The sequence below is a fragment of the Pseudomonas sp. 21615526 genome (genome assembly GCF_013386245.1).
GTDB lineage: Bacteria > Pseudomonadota > Gammaproteobacteria > Pseudomonadales > Pseudomonadaceae > Aquipseudomonas.
The window spans coordinates 154,521-179,431 of sequence record NZ_JACAOM010000002.1 but is presented as its reverse complement, the minus strand read 5'-3'; the positions used below and the strand labels follow the sequence as shown (position 1 = coordinate 179,431).

Annotated in this window: 24 protein-coding genes and 1 pseudogene; 7 read left to right on the top strand and 18 right to left on the bottom strand. The window is 57.2% G+C overall.

Features of this window, described 5'->3' with window-relative positions; genetic code table 11:
- Nucleotides 1-45: 45 nt before the first annotated feature.
- A complete protein-coding gene (locus HX786_RS01035; protein ID WP_178903236.1) occupies nucleotides 46-945 on the bottom strand; it encodes a LysR family transcriptional regulator in 900 nt (299 codons plus the stop codon).
- Between the two features lie 183 nt (nucleotides 946-1,128).
- Between HX786_RS01035 and HX786_RS01030 the strand changes: the two genes are divergently transcribed.
- Together HX786_RS01030 and xth are read left to right on the top strand one after the other, a co-directional pair.
- Nucleotides 1,129-2,139, top strand: a complete 1,011-nt coding sequence (locus tag HX786_RS01030) for an NAD(P)-dependent alcohol dehydrogenase (RefSeq protein ID WP_102368990.1) — start codon at nucleotides 1,129-1,131, stop codon at nucleotides 2,137-2,139.
- A 242-nt stretch (nucleotides 2,140-2,381) separates the two neighbouring features.
- Nucleotides 2,382-3,200: an exodeoxyribonuclease III gene (gene xth / locus HX786_RS01025; protein ID WP_178911606.1), complete on the top strand. Its 819-nt coding sequence runs from the start codon at nucleotides 2,382-2,384 to the stop codon at nucleotides 3,198-3,200.
- A gap of 73 nt (nucleotides 3,201-3,273) precedes the next feature.
- On the opposite strand, the gene HX786_RS01020 is transcribed toward xth, so the two are convergent.
- On the bottom strand, nucleotides 3,274-4,302 hold the full coding sequence (locus HX786_RS01020) for an alpha/beta fold hydrolase (RefSeq protein WP_178911605.1): 1,029 nt from the start codon (nucleotides 4,300-4,302) through the stop codon (nucleotides 3,274-3,276).
- Between the two features lie 436 nt (nucleotides 4,303-4,738).
- Here HX786_RS01020 and HX786_RS01015 point away from each other — a divergent pair, with 436 nt between their 5' ends.
- The 4 genes from HX786_RS01015 to HX786_RS01000 all read left to right on the top strand — a co-directional run bounded on the left by HX786_RS01015 (nucleotide 4,739) and on the right by HX786_RS01000 (nucleotide 7,345).
- Nucleotides 4,739-5,566 (top strand): hypothetical protein, encoded by an 828-nt coding sequence (locus tag HX786_RS01015; RefSeq protein ID WP_087693924.1) that lies wholly within the window; start codon nucleotides 4,739-4,741, stop codon nucleotides 5,564-5,566.
- 428 nt (nucleotides 5,567-5,994) lie between these two features.
- On the top strand, nucleotides 5,995-6,204 hold the full coding sequence (locus tag HX786_RS01010) for a hypothetical protein (RefSeq protein WP_178911604.1): 210 nt from the start codon (nucleotides 5,995-5,997) through the stop codon (nucleotides 6,202-6,204).
- A 93-nt stretch (nucleotides 6,205-6,297) separates the two neighbouring features.
- On the top strand, nucleotides 6,298-6,636 hold the full coding sequence (locus tag HX786_RS01005) for a hypothetical protein (protein WP_178911603.1): 339 nt from the start codon (nucleotides 6,298-6,300) through the stop codon (nucleotides 6,634-6,636).
- Between the two features lie 28 nt (nucleotides 6,637-6,664).
- A complete protein-coding gene (locus HX786_RS01000; protein ID WP_178911602.1) occupies nucleotides 6,665-7,345 on the top strand; it encodes an SOS response-associated peptidase in 681 nt (226 codons plus the stop codon).
- A 675-nt stretch (nucleotides 7,346-8,020) separates the two neighbouring features.
- On the opposite strand, the gene HX786_RS00995 is transcribed toward HX786_RS01000, so the two are convergent.
- The 12 genes and pseudogenes from HX786_RS00995 to HX786_RS32155 all read right to left on the bottom strand — a co-directional run bounded on the left by HX786_RS00995 (nucleotide 8,021) and on the right by HX786_RS32155 (nucleotide 19,290).
- A complete protein-coding gene (locus tag HX786_RS00995) occupies nucleotides 8,021-8,596 on the bottom strand; it encodes a hypothetical protein (protein ID WP_178911601.1) in 576 nt (191 codons plus the stop codon).
- A gap of 438 nt (nucleotides 8,597-9,034) precedes the next feature.
- Nucleotides 9,035-9,270, bottom strand: a pseudogene (locus tag HX786_RS00990) (DNA adenine methylase); the annotation flags it as partial.
- A 3-nt stretch (nucleotides 9,271-9,273) separates the two neighbouring features.
- Entirely contained in the window at nucleotides 9,274-9,786 is a 513-nt protein-coding gene (locus HX786_RS00985) for a lysis system i-spanin subunit Rz (protein ID WP_178911600.1), read from the bottom strand.
- Entirely contained in the window at nucleotides 9,783-10,214 is a 432-nt protein-coding gene (locus tag HX786_RS00980; RefSeq protein ID WP_178911599.1) for a lysozyme, read from the bottom strand. Before HX786_RS00980 ends, HX786_RS00985 begins: the two co-directional genes overlap by 4 nt.
- Before the next feature lie 57 nt (nucleotides 10,215-10,271).
- Entirely contained in the window at nucleotides 10,272-10,826 is a 555-nt protein-coding gene (locus HX786_RS00975) for a tail fiber assembly protein (RefSeq protein WP_178911598.1), read from the bottom strand.
- Nucleotides 10,826-11,614, bottom strand: coding sequence for a hypothetical protein (locus HX786_RS32230; protein WP_372846105.1), 789 nt, complete (start codon nucleotides 11,612-11,614; stop codon nucleotides 10,826-10,828). The genes HX786_RS00975 and HX786_RS32230 overlap by 1 nt, the downstream gene beginning before the upstream one ends.
- 26 nt (nucleotides 11,615-11,640) lie before the next feature.
- On the bottom strand, nucleotides 11,641-12,321 hold the full coding sequence (locus HX786_RS00965) for a hypothetical protein (protein ID WP_177039615.1): 681 nt from the start codon (nucleotides 12,319-12,321) through the stop codon (nucleotides 11,641-11,643).
- Between the two features lie 337 nt (nucleotides 12,322-12,658).
- The gene (locus HX786_RS00960; protein WP_178911597.1) at nucleotides 12,659-16,618 is read right to left on the bottom strand and encodes a phage tail protein; all 3,960 of its coding nucleotides are present in this window, start codon (nucleotides 16,616-16,618) and stop codon (nucleotides 12,659-12,661) included.
- A 59-nt stretch (nucleotides 16,619-16,677) separates the two neighbouring features.
- Nucleotides 16,678-17,259 (bottom strand): tail assembly protein, encoded by a 582-nt coding sequence (locus HX786_RS00955; RefSeq protein WP_178911596.1) that lies wholly within the window; start codon nucleotides 17,257-17,259, stop codon nucleotides 16,678-16,680.
- Nucleotides 17,260-17,314: 55 nt separating this feature from the next.
- Complete coding sequence (locus tag HX786_RS00950; protein ID WP_178911595.1) at nucleotides 17,315-17,659, bottom strand: hypothetical protein; 345 nt, start codon at nucleotides 17,657-17,659, stop codon at nucleotides 17,315-17,317.
- Between the two features lie 605 nt (nucleotides 17,660-18,264).
- The gene (locus tag HX786_RS00945; protein ID WP_178911594.1) at nucleotides 18,265-18,501 is read right to left on the bottom strand and encodes a hypothetical protein; all 237 of its coding nucleotides are present in this window, start codon (nucleotides 18,499-18,501) and stop codon (nucleotides 18,265-18,267) included.
- 117 nt (nucleotides 18,502-18,618) lie between these two features.
- Nucleotides 18,619-19,290: an HNH endonuclease gene (locus HX786_RS32155; protein WP_178911593.1), complete on the bottom strand. Its 672-nt coding sequence runs from the start codon at nucleotides 19,288-19,290 to the stop codon at nucleotides 18,619-18,621.
- A 293-nt stretch (nucleotides 19,291-19,583) separates the two neighbouring features.
- Here HX786_RS32155 and HX786_RS00935 point away from each other — a divergent pair, with 293 nt between their 5' ends.
- Complete coding sequence (locus tag HX786_RS00935) at nucleotides 19,584-19,808, top strand: hypothetical protein (RefSeq protein ID WP_178911592.1); 225 nt, start codon at nucleotides 19,584-19,586, stop codon at nucleotides 19,806-19,808.
- A gap of 133 nt (nucleotides 19,809-19,941) precedes the next feature.
- Here the strand turns inward: HX786_RS00935 and HX786_RS00930 are convergent, their stop codons facing one another.
- Genes HX786_RS00930 through HX786_RS00915 form a run of 4 tightly spaced genes read right to left on the bottom strand, consistent with a single transcriptional unit; the run spans nucleotide 19,942 to nucleotide 24,888 of the window.
- Complete coding sequence (locus HX786_RS00930; protein WP_178911591.1) at nucleotides 19,942-20,706, bottom strand: C40 family peptidase; 765 nt, start codon at nucleotides 20,704-20,706, stop codon at nucleotides 19,942-19,944.
- A 2-nt stretch (nucleotides 20,707-20,708) separates the two neighbouring features.
- Entirely contained in the window at nucleotides 20,709-21,461 is a 753-nt protein-coding gene (locus HX786_RS00925) for a phage minor tail protein L (protein ID WP_178911590.1), read from the bottom strand.
- 11 nt (nucleotides 21,462-21,472) lie between these two features.
- Nucleotides 21,473-21,811: a phage tail protein gene (locus HX786_RS00920; protein ID WP_178911589.1), complete on the bottom strand. Its 339-nt coding sequence runs from the start codon at nucleotides 21,809-21,811 to the stop codon at nucleotides 21,473-21,475.
- Nucleotides 21,811-24,888 carry a phage tail tape measure protein gene (locus HX786_RS00915; RefSeq protein WP_178911588.1) on the bottom strand — a complete coding sequence of 1,026 codons (3,078 nt, stop codon included), beginning with the start codon at nucleotides 24,886-24,888 and terminating at the stop codon, nucleotides 21,811-21,813. The genes HX786_RS00920 and HX786_RS00915 overlap by 1 nt, the downstream gene beginning before the upstream one ends.
- Nucleotides 24,889-24,911: the final 23 nt, after the last annotated feature.

The window sequence follows — 24,911 nt, the reverse complement described above, 5'->3', positions numbered from 1 at the left end:
AACAACCTGCCCCCTCTCGGTCTGCCGCGAAGTGCTTGTGCTGGATCAGTGAGCGTTGAACCAGTCGGGGTGCACAACCGGAAAGTGCTTTTTCAGCCAATCCACAAATGCATTCACCTGGGGTGCAAGATGGGATCGGCTGGGGTAAAGCACGGAAACCAGGCGCGGTGTCGGACGAAGTGCGCCGAGTACTTCAACCAGTTCTCCACTGGCGAGGTACGCCCCGACGGTAATCCCCGGTGCTTGAATAATGCCGAAGCCTGCAACACCGCATTGAACGTATGCGTTGGACTCGTTCACGGTGATACCGCCGCGTGGAGTGTGTGGATGGTCATCGCCCGCCATCGAGAAGTGCCAAGGCAGCGGCCTGTTGTTTTGACCCGAAAGAAAGCCGACGCACCGGTGGCCGGCAAGGTCCGCCAGGGTTTCCGGTACCCCGTAGGCCTGGAGATAACTTGCAGATGCACAGGTCACCATGATTGCGCTGCCTATTTCCCTGGCTACCAGGCTGGAATCCGGGAGATCACCGATTCGCAATACGCAATCGATGCCTTCCGCCACCAGGTCTACCCTGCGGTCGGTCACGCCGAGTGCCAGTTCGATCTCGGGAAATGCCTCGGTAAATTGCCTGAGGCTTTCCATGAACCCGTGCTGGGAAAACGCCGTGGGAATATCAATCCGAAGCCGCCCACTCAGCGTCGAGCCACTGCGGTCGAACATGGAAGTGGTTTCTGCGATGGTGGCCAGAATCTCTTTGACACGCTCGTAAAATCGTTCGCCCTCAGCCGTCAGCTTGACTTTACGCGTCGTGCGCTGGAACAGGCGCACACCCAGGGACGCCTCCAGTTCCTGAATAGTGCGCGTGACATAGGGACGGCCGGTCTGCGTCGCCTCCGCGACTTTTGTGAAGCTGCCCAACTCCGCCAGCTTGGCAAATACCTGCATCGACTGTAGAAGCGCCATACGTCTCGTCCTCGGGAAGCCGGTGAAGGGTTGATTGTTACTCTCCAGAATAACAATGCTGTTGGATTCTGCCCATTTATGCCGCGCTGCGAAACCTCAACAATGGCCCCAACAACAAGGAGGCACTTGCCTCCCCTGCCCATTCACCGTTGCTGGAGACAGAAAATGAAAGCGTGGCTTCTGAAAGATTTCGGTTTGGACAACCTGGTACAAGGGGACGCCGAGACCCCCGTCCCCAAGGCGGGAGAGCTGCTGGTAAAGGTGGGGGCCGTTTCGCTGAACTTCCGGGACAAGGCCATCGTCGATGGCATCTACGAGCCCCACAAGGTGCCCAAGCCATTGATTCCCGTCAGCGACGCGGCAGGCGTTGTCGTAGCAACAGGTGACGGTGTCAGCCGTTTCGCTATTGGCGACCGGGTCAACTCGCATCTCTACTCCCGCTGGCTGGACGGCATGCCTGGGCCGGATGAACCCGACTACTGCTTCGGCTCGCCTTTGCCCGGCGGCCTGGCGCAATACATGATCATCCATGAGGACAGCGCAGTACGTGTCCCCGACAACCTGTCGGATGAGGAAGCCGCGACTCTTCCGATTGCCGCATTGACGGCCTGGTACGCGCTGGTTGATTTCGGCCAGGTCGAGGCGGGCCAAACGGTGCTGGTTCAAGGTACCGGTGGGGTTTCGGTTTTCGCTGCGCAAATCGCAACCGCCCTCGGCGCCAAGGTTATTGTCACCTCCAGTCGGGATGAAAATCTGGAGGCTATGAAAAAACTGGGGGCGGTCGCCAGTGTGAACTATCGCACGCATCCTGGCTGGGCAGAGGAAGTCCTGAAACTCACCGATGGCAAGGGCGTGGACCTGCTCCTGGACGTCGCAGGCGGAGATGGCATCAATCAATCGATCGCCGCGACCAGGGTCGGTGGACGTATCGCCCAGATCGGATTCCTGACGGGCCAGACGTCTGCATTGAACCTGATGCCGATGATATTCCGGCAAACAACCATTCGCGGCATTGCCGTAGCGCCGCGCTCATCGTTCGACCGCATGAACGCGTTCCTGAGCGAGCACAGGATTCGCCCGGTAATCGACCGTGTGTACGCCTTCGATCAAGCGCGCCAGGCATACGAACACTTGGCCAGGGGCGCCTTTGGCAAAGTGGTCATCAAGGTCGGGTAAAGTCGACCGCCGGGCGTTTCACACAGGCAGGTGATTGCTGCGGGATTTGCCCAGGCGGTTCACGAATGACACCAATGGTCGTTCAAAGACCGGTTCCTGTTATTTATGGAGCAACACAGGTTTGGTGTAGTCGAAAAGAGGCTTTGCGACTAAACCAGTATAGGGGACATCGCCAAATGAGCAAGGGTAGTCCCCCTACCCCCACGGTGGCCGAACACCCGGCACATTGAAGGACCGACGCCATGCAGAACCTCAAGATCGCGACATTCAATGTCAACGGCATAAAGACGCGACTGCCCAACCTTCTGCAGTGGCTGGAAAAGGAGCGCCCGGACATCGTCTGCCTGCAGGAACTGAAGGCGCAAGACAACGCGTTCCCCGCTGGAGAACTTGAGGCGGCGGGCTATGGCTCATTGCACCATGGCCAGGCATCCTGGAACGGAGTGGCAATTCTCGCGCGGGATTCCGAACCCCTTTTGATCCATAAGGGCCTGCCGGGAGCCAAGGACGACTCGCAGTCTCGATACCTGGAAGCGGCTGTCCATGGCGTGATTGTCGGATGCCTGTACCTGCCCAACGGAAACCCGCAACCCGGGCCAAAATTTGATTACAAGCTCGCGTGGTTCGAACACCTGATCTCCCACGCTGCAACACTGCAGGCCAGCGAACATCCGGTGGTCCTGGCCGGTGACTACAACGTGGTGCCCACCGACCTGGACATCTACAACACCCGCTCATGGCTCAAGGATGCCCTCCTCCAGCCAGAAAGCCGTGAGTGCTTTCAAAGGCTGCTTTCCCAGGGCTGGATCGACTCGCTGAGGCACCTGTACCCGGGAGAGCGGGTGTACACGTTTTGGGATTATTTCCGTCAGCATTGGCAGAAGAATTCCGGGCTGCGCATCGACCATCTGCTGCTCAACCCGGTACTCGCCCCGTCCCTAAAAAACGTCGGCGTAGATGCATGGGTACGGGGTGAAGAGCATGCCAGTGATCATGCGCCGACGTGGATCGAGATCTCATCACGGCAAACCCGGTCAAGAAAGAAGCCAAAACGCAGTTGATCACAAGCCACGACGCTGACTACCGGCACGCGTGCCGGTACCCGACTCACCCATCCCAAGGTGTGATCCGGGCTTACTGATGGGGCACGAATTTCGCGAGCATCAGCCAGCGACTTATGGCCTCAACGAGTTCGGTCTTGCACTCCACTGGCAGCCAATGCCCACCAGGCAGGCTCGCCACTGTGAGGTCTGCGCAGGCCGCGCGCATTGGATCGCCCAACTGATTGCCGTTGATGGTATTCATCGGGTCGTAATCACCGTTCACAAACAGGACGGGCATGGACAGGCGGCCGCCATTGGGTGCGCGATGGGCGTATTCGATGTTGGCATCGTCGTTCAGATACCACGCGCAGGGCGTGCGGAAACCATGTTCCTCGAACGTGCGTACCAGTGCCGCGAAGTCCGTCTCGGGCCAGAGCGCCGGGTCTGGTGGGGTCGGGGGAGCCCGGTGCGCTTCGCCAAACCGCCCGCCTTTGCGGGTCACTTCGGCATTGGAGGCGACCCTGGCGATGCTTGCAGGGTCGCCTCTTCGATAAATCGACGCCAGCGATGCTGCTTTGTCCGCGTCAAGATCAGCCACGGCGGACGCAAAATGCGTGTTGTAGTAGCGGTAATAGTCCCATTGGCCGTCTGGATACTGGTCGACCGGGTAAATCCCTCGGTCAACCAGCGGTATGAGCGTCGCCAGCGCGTTCGTGGAAGGAAAGTACGGAACCGAAACCAGCACAACGCCGCGGCTGCGCCAAGGTTCATGGGCGACCAGTTCACCGGCCACGACGCTGCCCCAATCGTGGCCCACCCAGATGGCGGGCGTTCCACCGAGATGGTCATGCAGCTCCGTCATGTCTGCCACGATGTTTTCAATCGTGTACGCATTGATCGCGGCCGGCGCCGAAGAGCCGCCATAGCCGCGCATGTCGGGTGCGACGCAGTGCCAGCCTTGGGCAGCGAACGCTTCCATCTGTGCACGCCAGATCAAACCGAGTTCGGGCCAGCCATGCAGGAACATCATCAATGCCCCATCGGCAGGTCCCGATTCCAGATAATGCGTTGTGTGACGGGGCGTACTGAAGATGCGCGAAGTCAGCTTGAAAGTGGACATAGGATCTCCTCATGTCATTCCGGCGCGATGTCTCACTGTAGGTCACCTCGGGTGAATGAGCACCACTGCCCGCATATTTTCAGGTCGCGCTTATCCTGAGATCGGGAGCAAAAGAACTGAAGCAACCACACGTCAATCAACGTTGTAGAAAATTTGAATTAGCCAGTTGCCCGGCCGGTCAAGAATTATGAACGCAGTAAATCTGACGAGGTAACAGCAATGACTATCCAGGCAGAGACACTCGTACAACTGACCGAAGCCCTGCAAGAGCGAGGCATGCATCTGGTTTCAGATGTTCACTTCACCCGCGCGCCCTATCGGCAGAATCACCTCTGGGTCTGCACCGTAGCGTAACGATCCCTTATGATGCTTGCCTGCCAGAAGGTCGCCAACCGCGACAGATGGATCAATGCGAACACTCTTATGGATAAGCCCGATGCGGATCAACGTTCTGACAATTTCCCTGGCCACCTTGATGATGACCGGGTGTGCCAACCATGGCGCCAAGCCTTCGACGCACGCGCTGGCGACTCAAGATAACGTAGTTGGCATCTGGGCCATGGTTCCTCTGCGCAACGGAATTGCCAACGTGGTCGAATACAGCGCAGATGCCAAGGCCACCTTGCATCCATTCAACTGCGCTGAACCCGGGAAGCACCAGGAAAAAGAAGTGAGCGACTTCAAGGTGTCCGACGATGGAAAGGTCATCCATCTCAAATCACCTTCAGACAACTTCGACCTGAAGGTCCTGGCATTCGACCCGCAGACCATGACGCTGAGCATGGATGTTTCGGATACGAGCCTGACCTTCAACTACGTAAAAGTCAGTAACGTCGCACCGCTGTGTGCCCTTTATCCAAACGCCGCCGCTGAAGCTGCGCGCAAAACCCCTTTCAAGGCCAGTGATTTTGTAGCGGATCCCGGGATACCTGCCCACTCCGGTATGGAGCGATATATTGGCAAGTGGGCAAATGACAAAGGCGAGCTGGAGGTAGAAGTCATCATGGGTCCCAACGGCAGTGCCTACCTCTACATGGCTTCCAGCAAAAACTGGCACTTCCTGTACAACGAGGTGCATTGGGTAGGCGACGAACTGCATTTTGAAAGCTATGCCTATTCAGACCTTCCCTCTCTTTACAGCCACCCTTTCCATAAATCCAAGACCCACAGCATTCTTCAGCCGAGCGGCGACGGAGGATTACGTTATTCGATCTTTATCGATAAGCGCCGGTACGAATTTCTATTGAGCCGCGCGAAGAACTGAGGTTGAGGTAGCGCAGTACTGTTGCGATGACCGGGCGGTGCATCTGCAACGCAGAAGGCAAGGAAGCCTCGCAAACGAAGTGGATTGCGGACCTGTTGAACAATTGCCGACCGGAAACAAACAAGGGCTTGCATCAGCTTTCGCCCGCAAACCCTTGGTTTTAGATGGTGCCCGAAGCCGGAATCGAACCGGCACGCCCTTACGAGCGGGGGATTTTAAGTCCGAAAACTAATCCTTTAAATACATAGACATAGAAGCAATTCCTTTCCGCATCAGAGATAAAAATGACCCTCTACAGCCCAGCAAATTCAAGGGCCGGCATTTTTTTGCGGAAAGGAATTAACCCCTCCCCGGCGTCCTGCCGACCGAACACAAACCACCCAAAGAACGCCGACTGCTAAGCTGTTCACTTCACCAGAGGAACGCCGATGCCCAACTCAGACCTGCTCCCTTCCCTGCTCTCCAAGCTCTACGAAAACCAGCTGGCCATTGAAGCTTCCATCATGGAGCTATCGAACTGGGTCGAGCAGCGTGGCTCCGCCGATGTGGCTGAGAACATACGCGGCGCTCTGCACACCATTGACGAGAACGAAGAGTTCATAAAGCTGACCCTGGCCGTCCTCATGGCGCCTGACTGATCGTCGGGTAAACGTGCAGTTCGTCGGCGAACGACTAGCGCATTACCGCGCCTCGATTACTGTATGCACATACAGTATTCGGAATCACATCCCATGAACATCGACGAAGACACCTGCGGGTGGCTTGGGATACCCACGCCTCTCGAAATGCACAAACAGCACGCCCGCTTACTGGAGAATGAGATCCAGGAACTTAACCTGCAGCTACGCAAGGCCAGGGCGGACATCTTCGGCCTGGTCGCGATGCTGGCTGAAGCGCAGGCAAAGAAAGACGAATTCTCAGGATATCTAAGGCAGCGCGGCGCCGAAGCAGCTGTCATGCGTAAGCAGATCGACACCCTCAAAACATCAGAAAGAGTCAACGTGCGCGAAGTCGAGAGGCTGCGCGGGATGCTGAACGACTTGATGTCCCGCCCGAAAACCATCGTCTAAGCTCAGATTTCAGATTGAGGGCTTGGCCATGTGCGGAAGACTTTCCCAGTACAGCGGCATTCACGACTTCGTTGCAGCGCTGAGCATGCCCAATGCCTTGGCGAACTCCGTGGGTGAGCTGCCCCTGGAGCGGTACAACGTGGCGCCGTCCACCCAAGTCGCCCTGCTCCACCTGCAGGGCGATCTGCTACACGCCGACCTGGTGCGCTGGGGATGGCGGCCACACTGGGCCAAGGACCGCGCCGCGCCGATCAATGCCCGCGTCGAGAAGGTGGCCCACGGTCCGTTCTTTAGGGCGATCTGGCCGTACCGGGCAATCACTCCCGTAAACAACTGGTTTGAGTGGGTGGACGAAGGTGGCCCGAAGAAGCAGCCCTACCTGATCCGCCGGCGGGATGGCGCGCCGGTGCTATGCGCCGCCATAGGCCACCTGCCCGATGCCGACGAAGGCCCGGGTGAGCATGACGGGTTCGTGATCATTACCGCAGACAGCGCCGGCGGCATGGTGGACATCCACGATCGGCGGCCCGTCGTGCTGAAAGCGGACTTGGCCAGGGAATGGTTGGACCCGGCCACACCCAAGGAGCGCGCCGAACAGATTGTGCTGCACCAGAGCGAACCTGCAGAGGTATTTGAGTGGTTCAGAGTCAACAAAGATGTCGGGAAAGCCAGAAACCATGGCCCCAAGGTAATTACCCCATTAAAATAGAAAGTTAGCTACAATAACAATCGTAAGAAACATTGGAAGCCGAACGGAGTCTGCGCATTGTCACTATCAGAAAATTTAAAAGTACTGAACTTACCAACAACGATATCACTTGTAATCGGGGTTTTTGCAACCCTAGCCCCAGGATCGTTGATAATTTTTTACTTTAACGAAGAGCTATTTCGCAGCTTAGATTTATTGAAAATACTAATAATATCCAGCGCACTTACTCTACCCGGATTACTCGCACCTTATGTAATATCTATAGTCTCAGAGACTGGCGGGCATGCAAAACAGAAATCCATAGCAGAGATAGACCACCTGTCCTTGCTTACAATTCACGGAATAAACGCAGGACTAAACATATACGCCGCGCTTATAGCAAGCTACTTCTTAAACCTACAATTCAGGACATTCCTCATCATATACATATCAATAACTTTTCTAGCAATATTTTCTGAAGTGTATCAGTCCGCAAAAAGGAAGCGGGAAAGAGATGCCGGTGGTCTCGGTAGCTCGTCACAACCTTAAGATAATCTTAGCAAGCTCGCAGGGCTACCAATGCTTGGTCGCCCTGCGGACGGTGTCGGCTCCAACGGCACTTGGCCCAAGCGATCTATCTACAGTTCATAATTGCCAGCTCACTGGTTATCACCGCAAGATTTGTCGAGGGAAAGACTAATTTGATTCTGTCGACACAGACTTTGGTAGGTCATCATCTGAAAGCCCATAAAACTTAAATAGCCTTAGCCTAGACTTTTGCAAGCTTATTTCTATTCCTAAGTTATCTCCACGAAACCCCTTCCTTAAATAGTTTAAATATCTTCTAATTTGATTAGCGGACGAAAGAGCCGTTTTTAGTATTATCGGGCTAGAATATTGGACAATATCAGTATTTTCGAGTCTTCCCGCGATAACTTCTATTGAATGGTATCCATCTGGCGAAGGGCTACCATGTGTTTCTTTAGAAAATGCTTGAATCACGGATTCAGCTCTAGCTATCAAAACTGCTATACCAATAACCGCATCAATTTGCCCCCTTTTGTGGCGCGCCTCTTCTGTCCTACGCTGGGTGTTGGATATCCAAATTGCAGCAGCAATTGCAATAACGGAGAAAACGGCTTGAAACCAAGCTGCGCTGTCAGAATTCGAAAACTCGTAATGCTTTGCTACCAATATAGACACCCAAAGAACGCCCGAAATTATTGCAAACCACGATAAATACTTAAGCCAAACCTTCCATTCTTTGTTCATTTCTTTCCCTAGATGAGTTAAGTCAGTCGGATACAGCACGCTAGTAATCATACAATCAAAAATAAAAATACGTCTGTTAAAAGACGTTTTTTTCAATTTGCAAACCACCGTTCAATCTTTTGATATATATGGTATTTTTACCTCATCCCCTCCCCCATGGGTGATGCCTTTGAACCGGTTGGGCTGCTGCTCCATGTGCTCGGTGAACACTTAAAGCAGCATCAGTCTGAATCTCCTTGCCAGCCGTAACATGAGCCTTGGAGAACAGCAAGGAGAATTGTTAGGAGCAATTGTTTACCTGCTGGACGCGTAACCGCGTTCGGAGGTGGCTTAGCCCCAGTATCTGCTGTTGTGCTGGGGCTTATCGCAGCCATCGTTTTGGCGAATGTCTATAGCTAGAGTGGCTACGTTGGCGGACGTAGCCGTTCGCTTTTTTATTCAGCGCCGCCAATTCATAATTGCTAACTCGCCAGTCACGCCGGCTTTGCCTTGGCGCGCGTTGGCGGTGCTGTAGCGGATATCCACGGACTCCATATGAAATCCCTCAAACACCCGCCGGATATCTGGATGGTCGTTGATGCTGACCATCACCTTGCCCTGACAGGCCCGCATAAACTCGACCATTCGCTCGTACTCATCAAAACCAAACCCAACCCCTACCCTTCCGTCTGCCAGTTTTATTTCGGTGTGGAAACTTCTTTTGCGTAAGCCTGGCACGCCCGCAGCGCTATCACGGCATTATCCCCATAGTCGGTGATGGCGATAATTCGTTGCGCATGCGCTGGGTCAAGTTGGGCTCGACGGGCTGCATGAACCACGCCGACGGCGCCGGGGGTGGTAGGCACGTCGCAGCCACTGGCTGAATCCGTGGCGTCGAGAAGGACTGACAGCCGCACATCAGCAGTAGCAAGGCGGTCACGCAGCTGAGCCTGGTTGCGCTGGGCATCGGATAATTCCTTGGTGTGTTTTTGATCGGCAGCGGCCAGTTGCTGCTCGGTGGCCAGGCGCTTGTCCTGCTCGGCGCGGGCCTGGGCGGTAGCGGCATTGCCGATCGCGTCAAGGTCCGTCTGGAACTGCCCCGCCTGCTTTGCCAGCTTCCCGTCATACCGCCAGTCCTGCACCTGCCAGGCAGCGCCGAAACTTACGGCCATTACCAGCAGGATCATGGCCAGCTTCTGTGCCGGAGTCATGCTGCCCCCAGGAACATCAACCGCTCAGCAGCGCGACGCTTGACGAGTCCTGCCAGTACCTGGCCGCCTGCCTTATTCCAGCGCAGGAACTGCTCTGCAGCTCCGACGTAGTCGCCGGTGTTTAGCAGCCTCAGCAGTGTCGATGAGGCCAAATTGGCAGCGCCAAGGTTGTAGGTGAAGCTCATCAGCGCATCCCATTGCGCTTGGTTGAGGGTCACCTTTACCAGGCGCTCAATCTCAGGCTCGAAGCGCGCGATGTCGTTCAGTAGCATCCGCTCGGCCTGATCGTTTGTGATGGTCATGCCGGCGTTGATACCTCGCGTGGCGCCGTAGCCGATCGTCCAGACGCCAACCGAGTCTTGGTAGGACTTCAGGCGCAGGCCCTCGAAGGATTTGATCAGGCTCACGCCCTTTTGCGATGTGCGCATACTTTTCTCCAGGCAATAAAAAACCCGCTCAGGGCGGGCGGTGTAGAACGTCAGTAGTTACGCAGGCGCGACAGGCCACTCAATGGCATCCGGGTATTGCGGCTGCTCGATAACCCGGCTCAGCGCTACTCGGTATTTCTTCCAGGACTTGAGCGCCGCGAGGTCTGCGTCCGTGGCTTCGTCAACATCCACGGCGTCCTGAAGTGGCGCGATCGCATAGTCAGCGACCGCCCGCAGCCGGGTGATCTCGGCCTGAGCCAATTCCAGCGGGTCAGCTGCAGGAGCTGTCAGCTCCGGCACCACCTGGACGGGCAAGGAGTCCACGGCCACATGCAAAGTGATGCTGTGCACCAAGTCGGCGGGCTCACCATCCTTGGCCACGCTGACAGCCAGCACGCCCTCGTTGTAACCGATGTCTACCGAACAAGCCGCGTCGACCTGGTTCAGAACAAAACCCCAGCCCTCTGGTGGTGGAACCATCCCAAGCGTTCCGTGCACCAGATACTGGCCAGGGCCCGGGTGCTCGGTGGTGATGGTGCTAACGCCCAAAGACGTGACATCGATGACGGCGCCGTCGGCACCGAGAATGTTTACTGCTGCGCGAGTGGTCATTAGATAGCCTTCAGTGTGCCGTCAGCGGCGCGAGTGGTGTTCCCGGTGTGATAGATCTCAATCCAAGGTGTTACGGCACCGTCGTAAATCGATTGAAATTTAATGGTGCCCGAATTGCCAGCAAGCCCATAAGGCCAGGCAACCGTCAGCCTGTTAGAGCCATCAGAGTGCCGAAAAATCTGCTTGTAAAAGTAGCCCGTACCGCCGGACGGCATGCCCGGAGAACCTGGCGGGTAGAGGTTTGGATCAAGCCCATGTACAGCGTTCGTCAACCAGCTTTGAACCACGCTTGTGCGCGTTCTGCCGACTGCATAAGAGCTCGCCACATTCCCGTCGTCATACCCGATCGCGGCCACCGCCGCACTACCAAGCCCTAAGCCAGCGCGAGCTGTAGCCTGGGTTGTGCCGCCGGTACCGCCCATGGCCACAGGAACCACGTTTTGCGTGGAGACCGTACCCAGGCCGGCCAGGGTGGCGCCCCATTGGTTGACGATCTGCCGGAGCTGATCGGCTGAGTCCTTTACGTAGCCCTGCATCGGAGCCAGGGCGTACGTGCCAGCAGAGACTGTCGCCCCCAGGTAGTTCGGTGAGATGGTCAGCACCGTGTTGCTGGCGATGTTGGTCACCTCATACCAGCGGCCATCGGGCCCAGTCCATGCATCACCTACGCGCCCGTTGGCACTGAACGACGTGCCTGTGCCAGTGACCGTATTTGAATTCAATGTAACTGCAACTGTGCCGGCTCTATACCAAGGCATGTTTTTCTCCGGGCAAAAAAATGCCCGCACGAGGCGGGCTCTATATGAAGTAAGACCTACGCTTGGCTACGTGCAAAAACGGCAGGCAAGTACAGGGTGCTCATTGCTGTTGCGCCAATGGTGATCGCCCATAACCGGTTACCAGGGAAATCCCACCAACAATAAAGGCTGACATCTCGTGTTTGTGCTCCAGCCATATCCATGCCGAGGTTGTTAATCAGCATGTAGTCGGGCGAAGAAAAATCAAACGGGACGCTGAAATAAACCATCGGCAATCCCTGAGAGTCGGTGCCAGACGTTACGTATGACCAAGACTGATAGGATTTCGTGAATACGGCGACGGGGCTACCCGCGTCAAAAATCAAACTTTCATTCCCATCAAACAGCTGGGCTCCATATCCAGAACTGGGGCTCACCTGAAATGCGGCCACAAAGTAGTTGCCATTTGGCTGTGCGGTAGCATTGTTGTAGGCCCTCACGTAGAAGCCCGTCCAGTTACCAGGTGACCCCGTAATCAGGACCCTGCAAAGGCCAGCGACGGCCGCAACACGATCGGGCTTTACGAAAACCAACGGCGGCTCCTGAGTGGTTACTGGTTTATCGAAATATGTCATCGACCCCATTCCAGACTCTTGGGTTGGAACAAAGCGCCCTTTCGACAGAACCACAATACGAGCAAACTCCGAATCAACCGTTACTACATCCGAATTATTGATGAACTCAAACCCGTAGGACATCACCTAAACCTCGAGACGATAAGTCGTTGAGTTCCGAATGCATAAAGGCCATTAACAGCCGTTCGGTGACCCCGCCAAACTCGCACTGAGCCATCCAACATCTCTGGCTCAAATTGAACTTGGTGCAATTGATTGCCTGCGTTGTACGCAGCGACAGGCACGATTACCGCAAAGCTGTTTGCCGGCGTGCAGCCAGGAACACTAAATGACTGAGTCGAAGCTCCCCCGCCGCTGGCGAAGGTAACAAGGGTGGATAGCACCACCCTCATCGTGAATGACGCAGGCCCAAGCAGCTGGACCTCGTTTTCGTCCCACGTTCCCAGGCCATATTCGTCCATTAAGACAGTCTCCCGAATTTCCCGCGACGCTTCTCGTTTCCGTCGTACACAGCCAGCCCAGTGCTATCAAGCAGAGTTGAACCGCCAGCACCTTCACCACGGAGCGTGAATGTCCCTGCCTTCACGTTGATCTCCAGCAGTGGCCGGCCCTTGGAATCGACAGTCTCAGAACGCAGCGTCATGCCCAGCACAATTTCCTGAATAAACGCCCGACTGATCAGCGCGGTGTCGATAACCACCTGCCCGTCCTGCACCACAAACGGAGTAACGAACCCGCCACCGGCCAGGGTGTTCACCACGGCAAACCTGTCAGCGCTCACCAAAAACTGGCTCTGCAACAATCCGTCGGCGTTCTGCTCGATACCCAGTCCAATCCCGGCGGCAACATACTGACCGTTGGCATTGACCTGCATTTTGACTGCCCACATCGTAGACAGCTTGCCGGCGGTGTCAGCCTGGGCCCTGGCCGTGACTTGGATCGCGGCCTTGTTCTTCACCTCGCTGATAGCGCTGGCCAGGTCTCCCTCGTCCGTACCGTCCCGCCCGCCGCCAACAACAGCTTGAAGCGTGGTGGACTGTGAGGCGACGGCTTTGTTGGTGTCGGCCAAGGAATCGGTGACCGTTTGAACGGCTGCCGAGTTCTCTGCAACCTTCGCCTGTGTCGTATCGATTCTTTGGCCGAGCGCGGTGTCCGCATTCGCCCGGGCGGTTGCCTCTTGGCTGATCGCCGCGCCGTTATTGCCGACGGTGACCCCCACCTGATCGATGCGAGTCCCAAGAGCACTATCGGCATCAGCCCTTGTCGATGCCTCACCGCCAATCGCAGCAGTGTTGCCGTCGACGCTGCTTTTCAACTGATCCAGTCGTGTCGCCGTTGCAAGGGTTTCAGTGGCCACCACCTGCTCAAGCGAGGTAAGCCCGGCCCTGTTCTGCCCTACCGCCGCATCCAGCGACGTGGTTCGCTCAACCAGCGCTCGGTTGTCCGAGGCCTGAACCTTGACCTGCTCAGCGAACTTGGCGGTGGCATCCCAACCTTTCAGGGCGTCCGCCAGGTCGCCCTCCCCGCTGTCCTCCCTCCAGCTCGCCTGGAGCGATTGCAGTGCAGATGCCTGTGCCGTTACCTTGCCGTCCACGGTGTCGATGGATGCCTTGTTCTGCTGGATCTGCAGCGCCATGGCCTGGGTTGTCTCGGCAATGGTGCCGATATCGAACCAGTACTGGGCATTGGGAGGCGTAGTGTTTTTCGGTACCGGTGCGATGGCTTGGTAAAGGTGCTGGCCCTGCCGCACTACGTCGCCGGCGGCATAGGTTTTGGTCGGATCGTAGACCAGGGCGTCCGTGATCTGATCGATCAGGTCTTCCAGTTCCTGCTTGGCCTGCTCCAAGCGATCGTTCACAGACCCCGGACCGTCGCCGGAGATCAACTCGATCTCCTTGACCAACTCCTGAGCCAGTTCGGTTTTACCAATCTGGCCGGCAATCAAGTCCAGGATGGGGCCGGCCTGCGAACTGGCCTGCCCAATCACACCGTTCACCACCGGATAGAACGGCCCGATGTTTCCGGTCCGGTCCACCAGGCGCGCCCAGAAGAAGAACCGAGCGCCCGCCAACAGCGACTGCATGCGGTAGTCAGCCTGCGGATATGCCAGGTCGGCCAGCTTGGTAGCGGCTCCAAGATTGTTTGCAGGGCCATACCACAGCTCGGTGCGCTGGGTATCCTCGGCACCAGCAGGGAAGCCCCACTTGATGCCGATGCCGAACAGCTCACTGGTGGTGGTCAGGAACGACACTGCCGGCGGCAGGCCGACCTTCCCTTTCAGGTTGGTCAGGTTTGAGCTTTTCCAGATCGACGATATCTCGAAGGCGCTCACCGAGCGGACCCGGGCCAAATAGGCGCCCGAGTAGATGCCGGTGACGTCAACACTGGTCGAACCTGTCCGCTGCACCTTGATCCAGTTGCCGCTGTCCTTGCGCCACTCCACGTCGTAGGCGACCGCACCGCTCACCGCGGGCCACGAGATGTTCATGGTGTTGATGGCGATGCCCTGGTTTACGGCATAGCTCGACGTCAGCGTGACGCTGGCCGGTGCTGGAACTACGGTGATCGGAATAACGCTGATCGGCCGTTCTTCCAGCCGGGCGCCGGTATCGATGTGCGCAAACTTGCTCGGGTCGTACTGCACAGCCGAGATTTCGAACACGCCAGGCTCTGGCCGGGAAACGCTGGTAACCCGGTACAGCGGGATGGCCAGGTCGTCAGCGTCGAGAGCCCACACCAGTTCCCGCTCAGGTGCCACGGAGTACGCCGTGGTGACCGTGACCTGGCGACCACTGACCAGTTGCACGGTGCGCCCCTCGCACTTACCGTCAGGCAGGTTGAGAATCAGCCGGTCACCGGACTTGGCCTGGGTGTCACGGTCGAGCGTGATGACCTTTCCGTTCACCGCCGAGATGCGCCCGCCCACGGGCCGGCCAGCCAGCAGCTCGTCCGCGATCGGAACGACGTAGCCGGGAAGCGGGATACGCCCGTCCAGGCCCACCTTAAAGGTGACAGCCCGGTCCTTGGAGTTGGTGAGCAAAGCCCACTTGCCGCGGCGCTGCGCCTCCGACTCACGCGTGCAGCCGATCGCGCTGATCTCCAGCGGGTTGTCGCCGTAGCGCCGCTGCAGCTTCTGGTCGGTCACGGCCGTGACGTCGGTGTCGTAGTTGTTCAGCGGGTTGTCGTAGCTGACCAGGGCCCGACTGTAGCGGGTGCGCTCCGACGCGCTGGAATAGGTGAACTTGCCATCGATGACGTTCGCCCGGGTATAGGCGAAGTCGAAGTCAGTGGCGCGCGGCATATCCGACAGCGTGAATACTTGGCCTTGGGCCCAATAAGTCATGCCCCGGTAAATCGCGGAGATGTCGCGCAGCAGCGACCAGGCGTCTGCCTTGCTTTGCAGGTTCAGGTTGCAGATGAAGCGGGGCTCCATGCCGCCCTTACCGTCTGGCACGAGTTGATCCGCGTACTGGGAAATTCGGTAGAGCTCCCACTTATCGACCATCCACGGTTTGATGCGGCGGCCCAGGCCGAAGCGATCGGCCGTGGTGATGTCGTAGGTCATCCAAACCGCGTTATCGGTCCAAGCCTGCTTGAAGGTGCCGTCCCAGATCCCAGTGTATGAACGCGACACCGGGTCGTAATTGCTCGGTACCTGCATTTTCTTGAGCTTGGTCTCGACGGTCACCGCCGGAATGCTCCGGAACTGCTCGGCGGAAAATTCAATGTAGAGCAGCGCGGTGTTCGGGTACTGCAACTTGGCGTCGATCACCTCAGTGAAGCCGGCGATCTGCATAGTGTCGGAGATTTTGTTGTTGTTCTGGTTGATCGTCAGTCGCGTGATACGCATCAGCCAGCCAGAAGTAGCCTTTGGCAAATCGATTCGGCGGGTTCGCTCGTACACGCTGGTGGTCTTACCGTCGACAGCCTCGCTCAGCACCTGCTGGTAAGCGCCGCCGTCGGTTGCCAGTTCAACCTTGTACTCAATCCGGTACCCGTTGATGTTGCCGCCGGCGTCCACAGACTGGAGCGCTGGCCAGGCGAAGCGAACCCTCACTGCCGAAAGCTGGACGTTGTTGATTGCACGAACCCAAGGAGTACCACTACGCAGTTCGGTGCTGATGGTGGTTTCGTTCTCGATCGACGGGATGCCCTGGATATAGGTCTGGTCCACCGCACCGGTGCGCCATTCCCACTTAACGTTCGGGAAGTTCATGTTGCCCTGAGGGTCTTGCAGAGGGGTGTTGTCGAGATAGATGTCCTTGGCGGTTGGCGTGCCTTCGAACTCACCCTCCCCGATGGCGATCAGCATCTTGGCGATGGCGACAGAACGGAGACTGTCCGGGGCTTCAGTTGGCGTTTTTGGTTTCTCTTCGCCGCCCTTGGCGCCGTGGATATCAATCTTGCGTGCTGCGCCCATGCTTTTCTCCAGGCAATAAAAAACCGCCTCATGGGCGGCTGCGGTGCTTCAGGTGTTGGCTACATCTGGTCTTCGGCGTAGATAGCGGCGCTGATGATCGCGCCTCCTACCCGTCGCTTGCCGTAGCAAAGCGGAACAGGGTTGCCTGATGCGGTGGTGTTCTTGGCGCTACCGAAGGCGTAGCCGGGTGTGTTCTCGGGCGCAGCGCTGGTCTTCAGGCCGCCGGCCTGAGGGCTCAGCATCTGGATTACACCGCCGGCAACGAGGCTGATACCTATGGGCATCAACACTTGAAAGCCAGGGATGAACGAGACGGCGATCAATATTGCACCGATGATTGTTTGCAGTAGGCCCGCACGCTTGCTGCCAGTTATTACTGGGGCTATACGAATCTCTCCTGCCCCCGTGAACGCTAACTCGCCCTCGGACAAAGGCTTCACGCCGCGGAACACCGCAAACTCAATCCCTCTTGACTTCGCATTGGACAGAAACCGCTCGAAGCCTGGGATTTGCACACAAAGCGCTTTTATCGCTTCCGCCGGCGACCGCACGGACAGTCGGAACGATCTACCGAACTGCCTTAGCTGCCCGTAAAGCAAAATCGTGGTCATGGGTTGGTAGTTGATCGCGAGCGCTGACATGCTTTTCTCCAGGCAACAAAAAGCCCGCCGAAGCGGGCTGTATATTTGATTTGATTTACAGGCAGTTGCGGACCGCTGCTTCGATTGCTGTGCGGCCAACTCCTGGGGCCCAGGCGGATCGCTGATAAAAGACAACAGAGCTGCCGCTGGAGGTCTTGTTGATCTCAAGCAGTTCGTCCGTTAACTGCATCGCGCCAATCACAAGGCGGTATCCGTTCTCAGTTTCCGACATCGTCGCCTCAGACCTTGCGTCCTGCCAGTGAGGGAATACGCACAGGGCATACTTCTTCGGTTCTTTTTTCGTCGTCGCACTGACGGTAGGCGTGTTCGTGCGCAGGTCACTGGGCGACACACACCCCGCCAACATCGCCACTGCGACCGCCGCTATCAAAACTCGCATGTCGTTCCCTCTTTGGTTTGGCGGGACTGTAGCACTGCGGGGGAGATGCAAAAAGCCCAGCGCGGGGCTGGGCTACTCCAAGGACAGCCATCGGCCAATAGCCGACCACCAGGATTCCTACGAAATTCGGGGCGATTCAGCTACTGCTGTATATCACTGATCACAATCTGCGAGTTCCCCTCGATCCTTTTGACTTCTACAGTCATGCTCCCATGCTCGCCTTTGACCAAGTAAAGGTACAGATGAAAACCTGGCCCAGTGTCACTTTCATCGTATACAAACCGCTTCAACAAGGTTAAGGAAGCGACATTACCTATCTGAGTAATCACCTGTTGGTTTGAACGTAAATACTCCTGAAACGCAATATTAGCCTCATCCTTTGCCTCGTAGTATCTCAGCACAAACCCTGCTATCACGACGACCAACACTATCGCAATTAGAGACCTCATTTTTTTGAATCTCGGGCTTTTTAAACTACTCATACTGAATCGTCCCTGATTTGGCAGGCAGGTGGAATGACCATTTTTGACCAAGAACGGACAAACCACAATTCCGCCCCTGTCCAGGCATCCAGTGTGGATGGAATGCGATCGGCTGAGCTTTTCTCACTCCCAGCCAAGATCCTTATATGAGGTCTTGTCATGCTCAGGAAATTCGGTCGTGTAATCTCCCCAGTCCATGTACGAATAGTATTTGCTCATTGCTTCAAAATAACTGGAGGCTTCGACCTGCCAAATGAGTTTTGACATTGGTTCCAGCAGCCCGCGCGCACCTTCTCCGTAAGGGCCAGCAAGACAAAATGTTTGACATCCGTCGGGCTCAAGCCAGAGTTCATGATTCATTGAACGCTTGTTTCCCTCGTTGGTTTGGCGGGACTGTAGCACTGCGGGAGTGGACGCAAAAAGCCTCGCGCGCGGCATTGTCCGCACGAACAAACACCATCCCCAACTCTGACTGGCCTAATTGGCATACTTCGCCGCGAATGCCTGTAGTTCAGCATTAATTTTGTCATTGTCAGGAGAGTAATGCGCTTCACGATGACAGTTCGGGCAAAGGGCGACACAGTTCCAGACTCTGTCGCTAGTTTCTACACCCAGGATGTGATGAACGTCCAGAAACCCTCTGTACCGCCGGGTGTCCAGACATGATTCACGTTCGCAACCGTCTATCGCGCGCTCAATGACTTTCCTGCGTACTCTAGGATCGCGCTTTACAAGAGACCTCATCACCAACTGACGTAACCCGCCGTCGCTACCAATCTCTGTGCTGTCTACTCCCGGCAAATCATCAAACGTATCATCGACTAAGATCGCATCACCATGCGAACTCTGGCTTATGCCGAACCACTGATTGCCGATCCTTTTGAGATTTCTCGATGTTAGATTCTCATCAATTTTTGCAATTTTCGATGGCCCGCGCCCACTATCATCTTTGCGTGCGTCGGAGTTGACCATTTTGAATGTTTTTAAAGCATATCCTTCATCTTCAACTAAGCGAATGTGCTCCCTGGCCTGAGGATAGCCCGATTGCTTTCTGCCGGCATGACTTCGCTCCCACCCCTCATCCAGGATCAATACCTCATTGCCAATTGCCCAGTTCTCCCAAGCCCCAAATATTACAATTCGATCCATGTGATTAACGAACGACCAACTCCACGTCCAGTTGTCACAAGTAGCTCCATGCGACTTTATGAATTGCTTCCGATTCACTCAGCCTTCCCCCCCAAAAAAATTCACGACCTAGAACAGCATGCCCCTTTCCGAAGGGAAGTTGTATCCCTCGGATACTGTACGAATCCCCACTAACATCCCATCACCCTCCATAGTAGCCTCCTGCCTTCACGCAAGGATTCCCCAGTCCTACGCCTGCAAGCCCGAGGACTGGGGTTGCGCCAATATCGGCGCGTTTATGACCTGGAGGTCAAATGAGCGAAAACGAGTTCGCAGCAGCGGCCGGGCACCTTGCCAACACATCCGCATTGCTCGCACTAATTCTGAGCCTGAAGAAGTCCGGTGATCTCAACACCACCGCCTTTCGAGACGCACTTCAATTTTTCTCCGATGTCGATCGAGGAAACGGGACGCTCAATGAGGAGCACTACAACAAGATGATTGGGAACTTTCTAGCAGCTGCCGAAGGGCGATTCTAATTGAATGTGCCTGTCTAGCAGCTGCGTCATCAGCAACTGCCAGATAGGCATCAGCACAATCTCGCCTATCTTCGTTTTCCACCACTTCTGCATCAGTCGGAAATGTCATAGACCTTCCTGCGGCCGTGCCGCGTCATGTTGGTTGTTTTGCATCTTTATGCCTGAGAACCAGTCGCGTTCTGTCATGCCACGGGCCGCCGAAAACTATGATTTCGGACGGCCTGCCGTACAGGTGGTGCAGTAGGAATGGGCCAGGCCCAAAGGCGCTCGACTCTTCACCAGGAAGAGCTGGATCATTGCCCAGGTAAATCCCGGCGTGGTTCGGGTGAACCGTCCGCCCGACGTGCATGACGATCAGGTCGCCACGCTGAGGTCGGTCAACGCGAACAAAGCCGGCGGCCTCGTAGTGCTGCTCGTACAGGCTGGCGTTCTCCGCACTCTCCCACCAGCCATCAGTGCGCTGGAAGGCTTCGAACTCCAGCCCCCATTCCCATTGGTACCAGTCAGCGCAGACCTGCCAGCAGTCCCAGGCACCGTGCACGAACGGCCGCCTGAGCAGTGGCGTGCTGCCCGTTGGCGTAATCGTGCGCATGTCGCCCTCGGGCCACGACAAAATGTGCCAGGGCAAGGCCGTAACCTCGCACATGGCCAAGTCATGCGGTGACGGCCTGCTGGTAGCGTCCGGGTGGGAGTGAACGATGCCGATCACCTCGCCCAAGTCCTCTGCAGCTGCGTAGTCCTCGGGATCAAGCCGGAACTCTGCGCTCGGCTCGGTGGCAATGTTCCGGCACGGGAAATACTTCTGCTTGCGCCCGATGGCCAGCAGCAGGCCGCAACACTCTTTCGGGTACTGGGCCGCCGCATGCGCCTGGATCGCCGCAATGATGTGCTTGCGCATGGTCAGCTCCTGGCAATGAGGGACACGGCGGGGAATCCGCCGAAGGAAAGTTCGTTGTTCTCGCCGAAGCGCAACTTGCAGGACGACAAGCAACCCTTGCACTGGTCCTTGGCCGGGTCATCCGTGGGATTGTCCTCATCGTCAAACATGGACGCGCCGGTGTATCCGCAGTCCGGCCCTCGGTAACCATTGGTCATGGCCCAGTGGCAGAACGTGGTCATCTGGCGCCCGGGAAGGCCGTGGTTATCGATCTCGCCCGGGGAAGACAGCTCCCAGACCACCGCCTCGCCGTCCTCGCTGGTTTTCTGGTCGATATACCAGATCTCCAGCCCTTCCTGTGTCGGATCGGCCGTTGGGTTGCCTTCGGGAAAGTTGGCCGCGTCCAGGTACTGGGCCAGGGTCTCGCGAACGGTCAGCTTGAACTTCAGCATGTCCTCGAAGGCCAGGCACAACGCAGTGACGCGCCCATTGATGTTGCCGGCGGCAAACGTCGGCCTGGTGGCTGTGCCGTCGCTGCTGGATCCGATTCCTTCGATCTGCACCGGCCAAGCCGCGTACTCGGCGCCCTGCCACCAAATCGACTTGGCCGGCAGGTCCTCCTCCGAATGCTCGTAGGCCAGCAGCTCCTCGGGCGTGTGCGGAATGGCGTGCCCGTGAAAGCGCAGGTAATCCGCGCCGTACTCGGTCCCGTCAATTTCGAACAGGCGAATTTCGGCGCCGGGCTCCAGTTTCTGGATGTCCGTGATCAGTGCCATGGGTGGTTCTCTCAGGGGTGAAAGGTTTGTTCGAAGGTCGCGGTGATGGCGTAGACCTGTCCGCCGCGGTGCACTGGCTTGTAGCCTTTGCACTTGTAGAGGCCCAGCTCGCCCAAGGGCGGCTCCCAAAGGAAGCCCTTTGCCCCCTTGTGCCGGTCGAGGAATGCCATGATGTCTTTGATGCGCCCCTTCAAACCGGTGAAAGTCACCGGCCAGGATTGCGACCGGTTGTTGAGACCATCCTCGACCGACTGCTCGTAGCCGTCACCGAACTGCTTGGAGCGGACGCGCTGAGTGATATCACCCTCCGCGCCCTTCTCCGTCGCCCAGGTAAATCGTTCGATTGCCATCAGCGCCCCTTAATTGCTTTATTGATCACGCCACCCTGGCCCATGTCTTTGTTCCGCAGCTGCTGATATTTCTGCTCGACGAACGCAGCCAGTTCTTTGCCAAACAGGTCGTAGCCGGGAGCGTCAGCCGAGGAAGATGCGTTACCGTCACCGTCGATATGCACCTCGACATTGATCTGCGTCGCGCCTGCACCGCCGGCGCCCATGGCCATTACACCAAGCTTGCCGTTGGCTGTACGAGTGAGCGGCATAATTGCCTCATCGCCCGCCTCGCCCATGACACCGGTTTTTCCGTTGGCCATACCGAACGCCGTGGGCTTGCTGACGACAGAGTTGGTGAATGCGCCGCCGTCGGCGAACATCTGCACACCGCCAGACCATGCGCCGCCCTTGGCTTGCGGAAAATACGAGCCTGAGTAGCCACCCGCTGAAGCGCCAAGATTTGACGAAGCGGCACCGGCAGACCCAGCAGCTAGACCGTTCCCGGCGCCGCCACCAAAGTAGCTGGCTGTTGCGCCCACCAAGCTGCTCAGCAATGCCGAGCTCGCCTGACGAGTAGCAATGCGCGCCATGTCCGCAAGGATCGACTTAGCGAAGTCCGAGAACGATGCCTTACCGGTCATTGCGAAGTTGACGACCGCGTCCTCCATGCTGCTGAAGGCGTTGCCGAACAGGCTTTTGGTCTGGCCGGCAATGTTCTTCGCCGAATCCAGATAGTTGTCCCAGGCCGAAGTAGCGCCCTTCGTCCAGTCTCCTTGGGCAGCCTCCACATCCGCGTAGTTCTGCCGGATCTGGTCGGTGGCCTTCTTGTTCGCATCGGCGAGTGCCTGCGATTTGCGGGTGAACTCTTCCTCCGACATGTTGCGCGACGGGTCGGACTTCTGGTTGGCCAACTCCAACGACTGCTGAGCAAACCGGTCTTGCTGGCTGTTCAGTTCGCCGTTCAGTGCGTTCTGGCGATCTCCCTGGCCCACGCCGAGTACTGCGCGTTGGCCGGCAAGCTCCAAGGCTCGCTGTTGCTGAGCCAGGGCCTGCACGTAGGTGGTGATCGACCGTTCCTGCTTGGCCAGGCGCCCGGTCTCGTTGGTGGCCAAAACCTCAAGCTGGCTGTCGGCCTCTTTCTGCGCCTTGACCATCCCTGCGCGCGCGTCAGCGATCTTCTGGTCCAGCTGGATGCTTTGGGCGGCCGTTGTCGCCTTCTTGCCCTTGACGGCCTCCAGCGCGGCAATCTCGGCCTCATAGGCTGCGGTCACCTCGTCGCGCTGGTTGCCGATCAGGGCTTCACGCTTCAGCGCGTAATCGGCCTGAGAAATGAGCCCGGCCTTCTCCGCGGCGTCCAGTCGCTTCTGGGTGTTTTTGTACTCATCAACGATGGCCGCCAGGTTGTTCTTGGCGTTGTTGAAACCGGTCAGGTCGACCTGATTGGCAGCAGCTTTTGGGTCTTTGAACTTGTCGCGGGTCTGTTTTTCTAAAGCCGCTTCCTCCGCGGCGGTGAACGTGTAGCCTGCCTGTCGCGCAGAAGCGATACGCCTTTGATTTTCCTCAAGCGCTTTGGTCAGCTTCGTGGACTTTGATGCCGTCGCGTCGAGGTTGCTTTGCAGCGTTTCATAGGCCTTCGTGCCCTCACGAATATCCTGCGCTTGGAACATTTCACGCCGGGCCTTCGCCTGATCATCCACTTCCTTCTGCAACAAGGAGGTGATGTCGCTCTGGGCTCCGGCCTCGCCGCCACTGAGCATCATCATGTCCGGGTTGTCGCCCAGGATCATCGGGTTAGATTTAGCGTTACGTAGCGTATTCAGACGGTCGGCGAGCTTTTCGAACTTCTCGTCGAAGGTATCTTCGCGCCCGATATCAAGCACTGCGTCCCAGGCACCTTTGGCGGCCCCCTTAACTGCATTCCATGCGCTTTCGACCGTGCCCAGGTTGCCGGTGATGGTGCCAGCACGCTCGATCAGCGCATCTGCGTATGCCCCCTCTGCCACCTGCTGGGCGCCCAGCGTATCGCCCTGCTCCTGCAAGGCCCGAATCTGGGTGTACACAGCGGCTGTGAGGAAGTTGTACTTGTCATTGAGCGCAACGACCGACTTTACCGGGTCATCAGCCAGCTTAGTAAATTCCTGAACGGTTTCAGATGCCGCTTTGCCGGTGGCTTTCTCGAACGAGAGGGCCGCAATAGCAATCTGTTCGAAGCTACCGCTGACGATCTTCCCGGAGCCCGCCAACTGCGCCAGAACCGCCGCTGCCGAACCAGTAGTGCCAATGGTAGTGCTGACCTGCTTCGCCATGGCCGCAAGCGATGACGAGGTTGTGCCAGCGGCATTCCCAGTGGTTACCAGGGACTCACGGAATTTGTCCTGCTCCTCGCTACCCTTGTAATAGCCAACGGCCAAGCCGCCCACGGCTGCGGTGGCCAGGGCCAGCGGCCCTAGAATGGCAAGCAGCCCAGCAGCGCCTGCCCCGGCCCCGGCGCCCAGTTGCGCAACCGCACGCACACCACTCCCCCAGTCGCCCGAGGAAAGCGCATTGCCCAACTGCACGACGTTTTCCTGCGCCTGGCGGGTGCCGAGGCGCAGCTTGTCGAAGCTGGTGGTTGTCTTTTCGAGCTTGGCGTAGTCCTTGTCGATCTTACTCAGGGCAGTGTTGTACTGATCCTGGCTGATGCGGCCGGCGTCCAGATGTTTGCCCAGTTGCTCGACCTGTGTGTCCAGCTTGGCCAGCGCGCCGCGAGCCGGGTCAATCGCCCCCAACAGGCTGTTCAGCGCTTTCTGCTCATCCATCGCAGACTTGGCCAGCGCGATTTGCTGCTTATCGAGCTGCGCCGATATCTTCGCCGCCTCGGCCTCGCCATAGGCGCCGGTCTTGGTCAGCTTCGTCAGGGCATCACGCTGCTTTGCCAGGTCCTGTGTGGTCTTGGCGCTGGTGGAAAGCGATTTCTCCAGCGCCTGCATTTCGTTCATCAGGCTGGCAGCGGATTGCTCGGCCCGGCCACCGGCCTTCGCCATCTCATCCAGGCTGGTTTTCGCCTGGATTGCATCGGCCGAGTCGATCTTGACGCCGAGTTCTGCAATGTTCATCGACTCACCTTGAATAAGTGCCC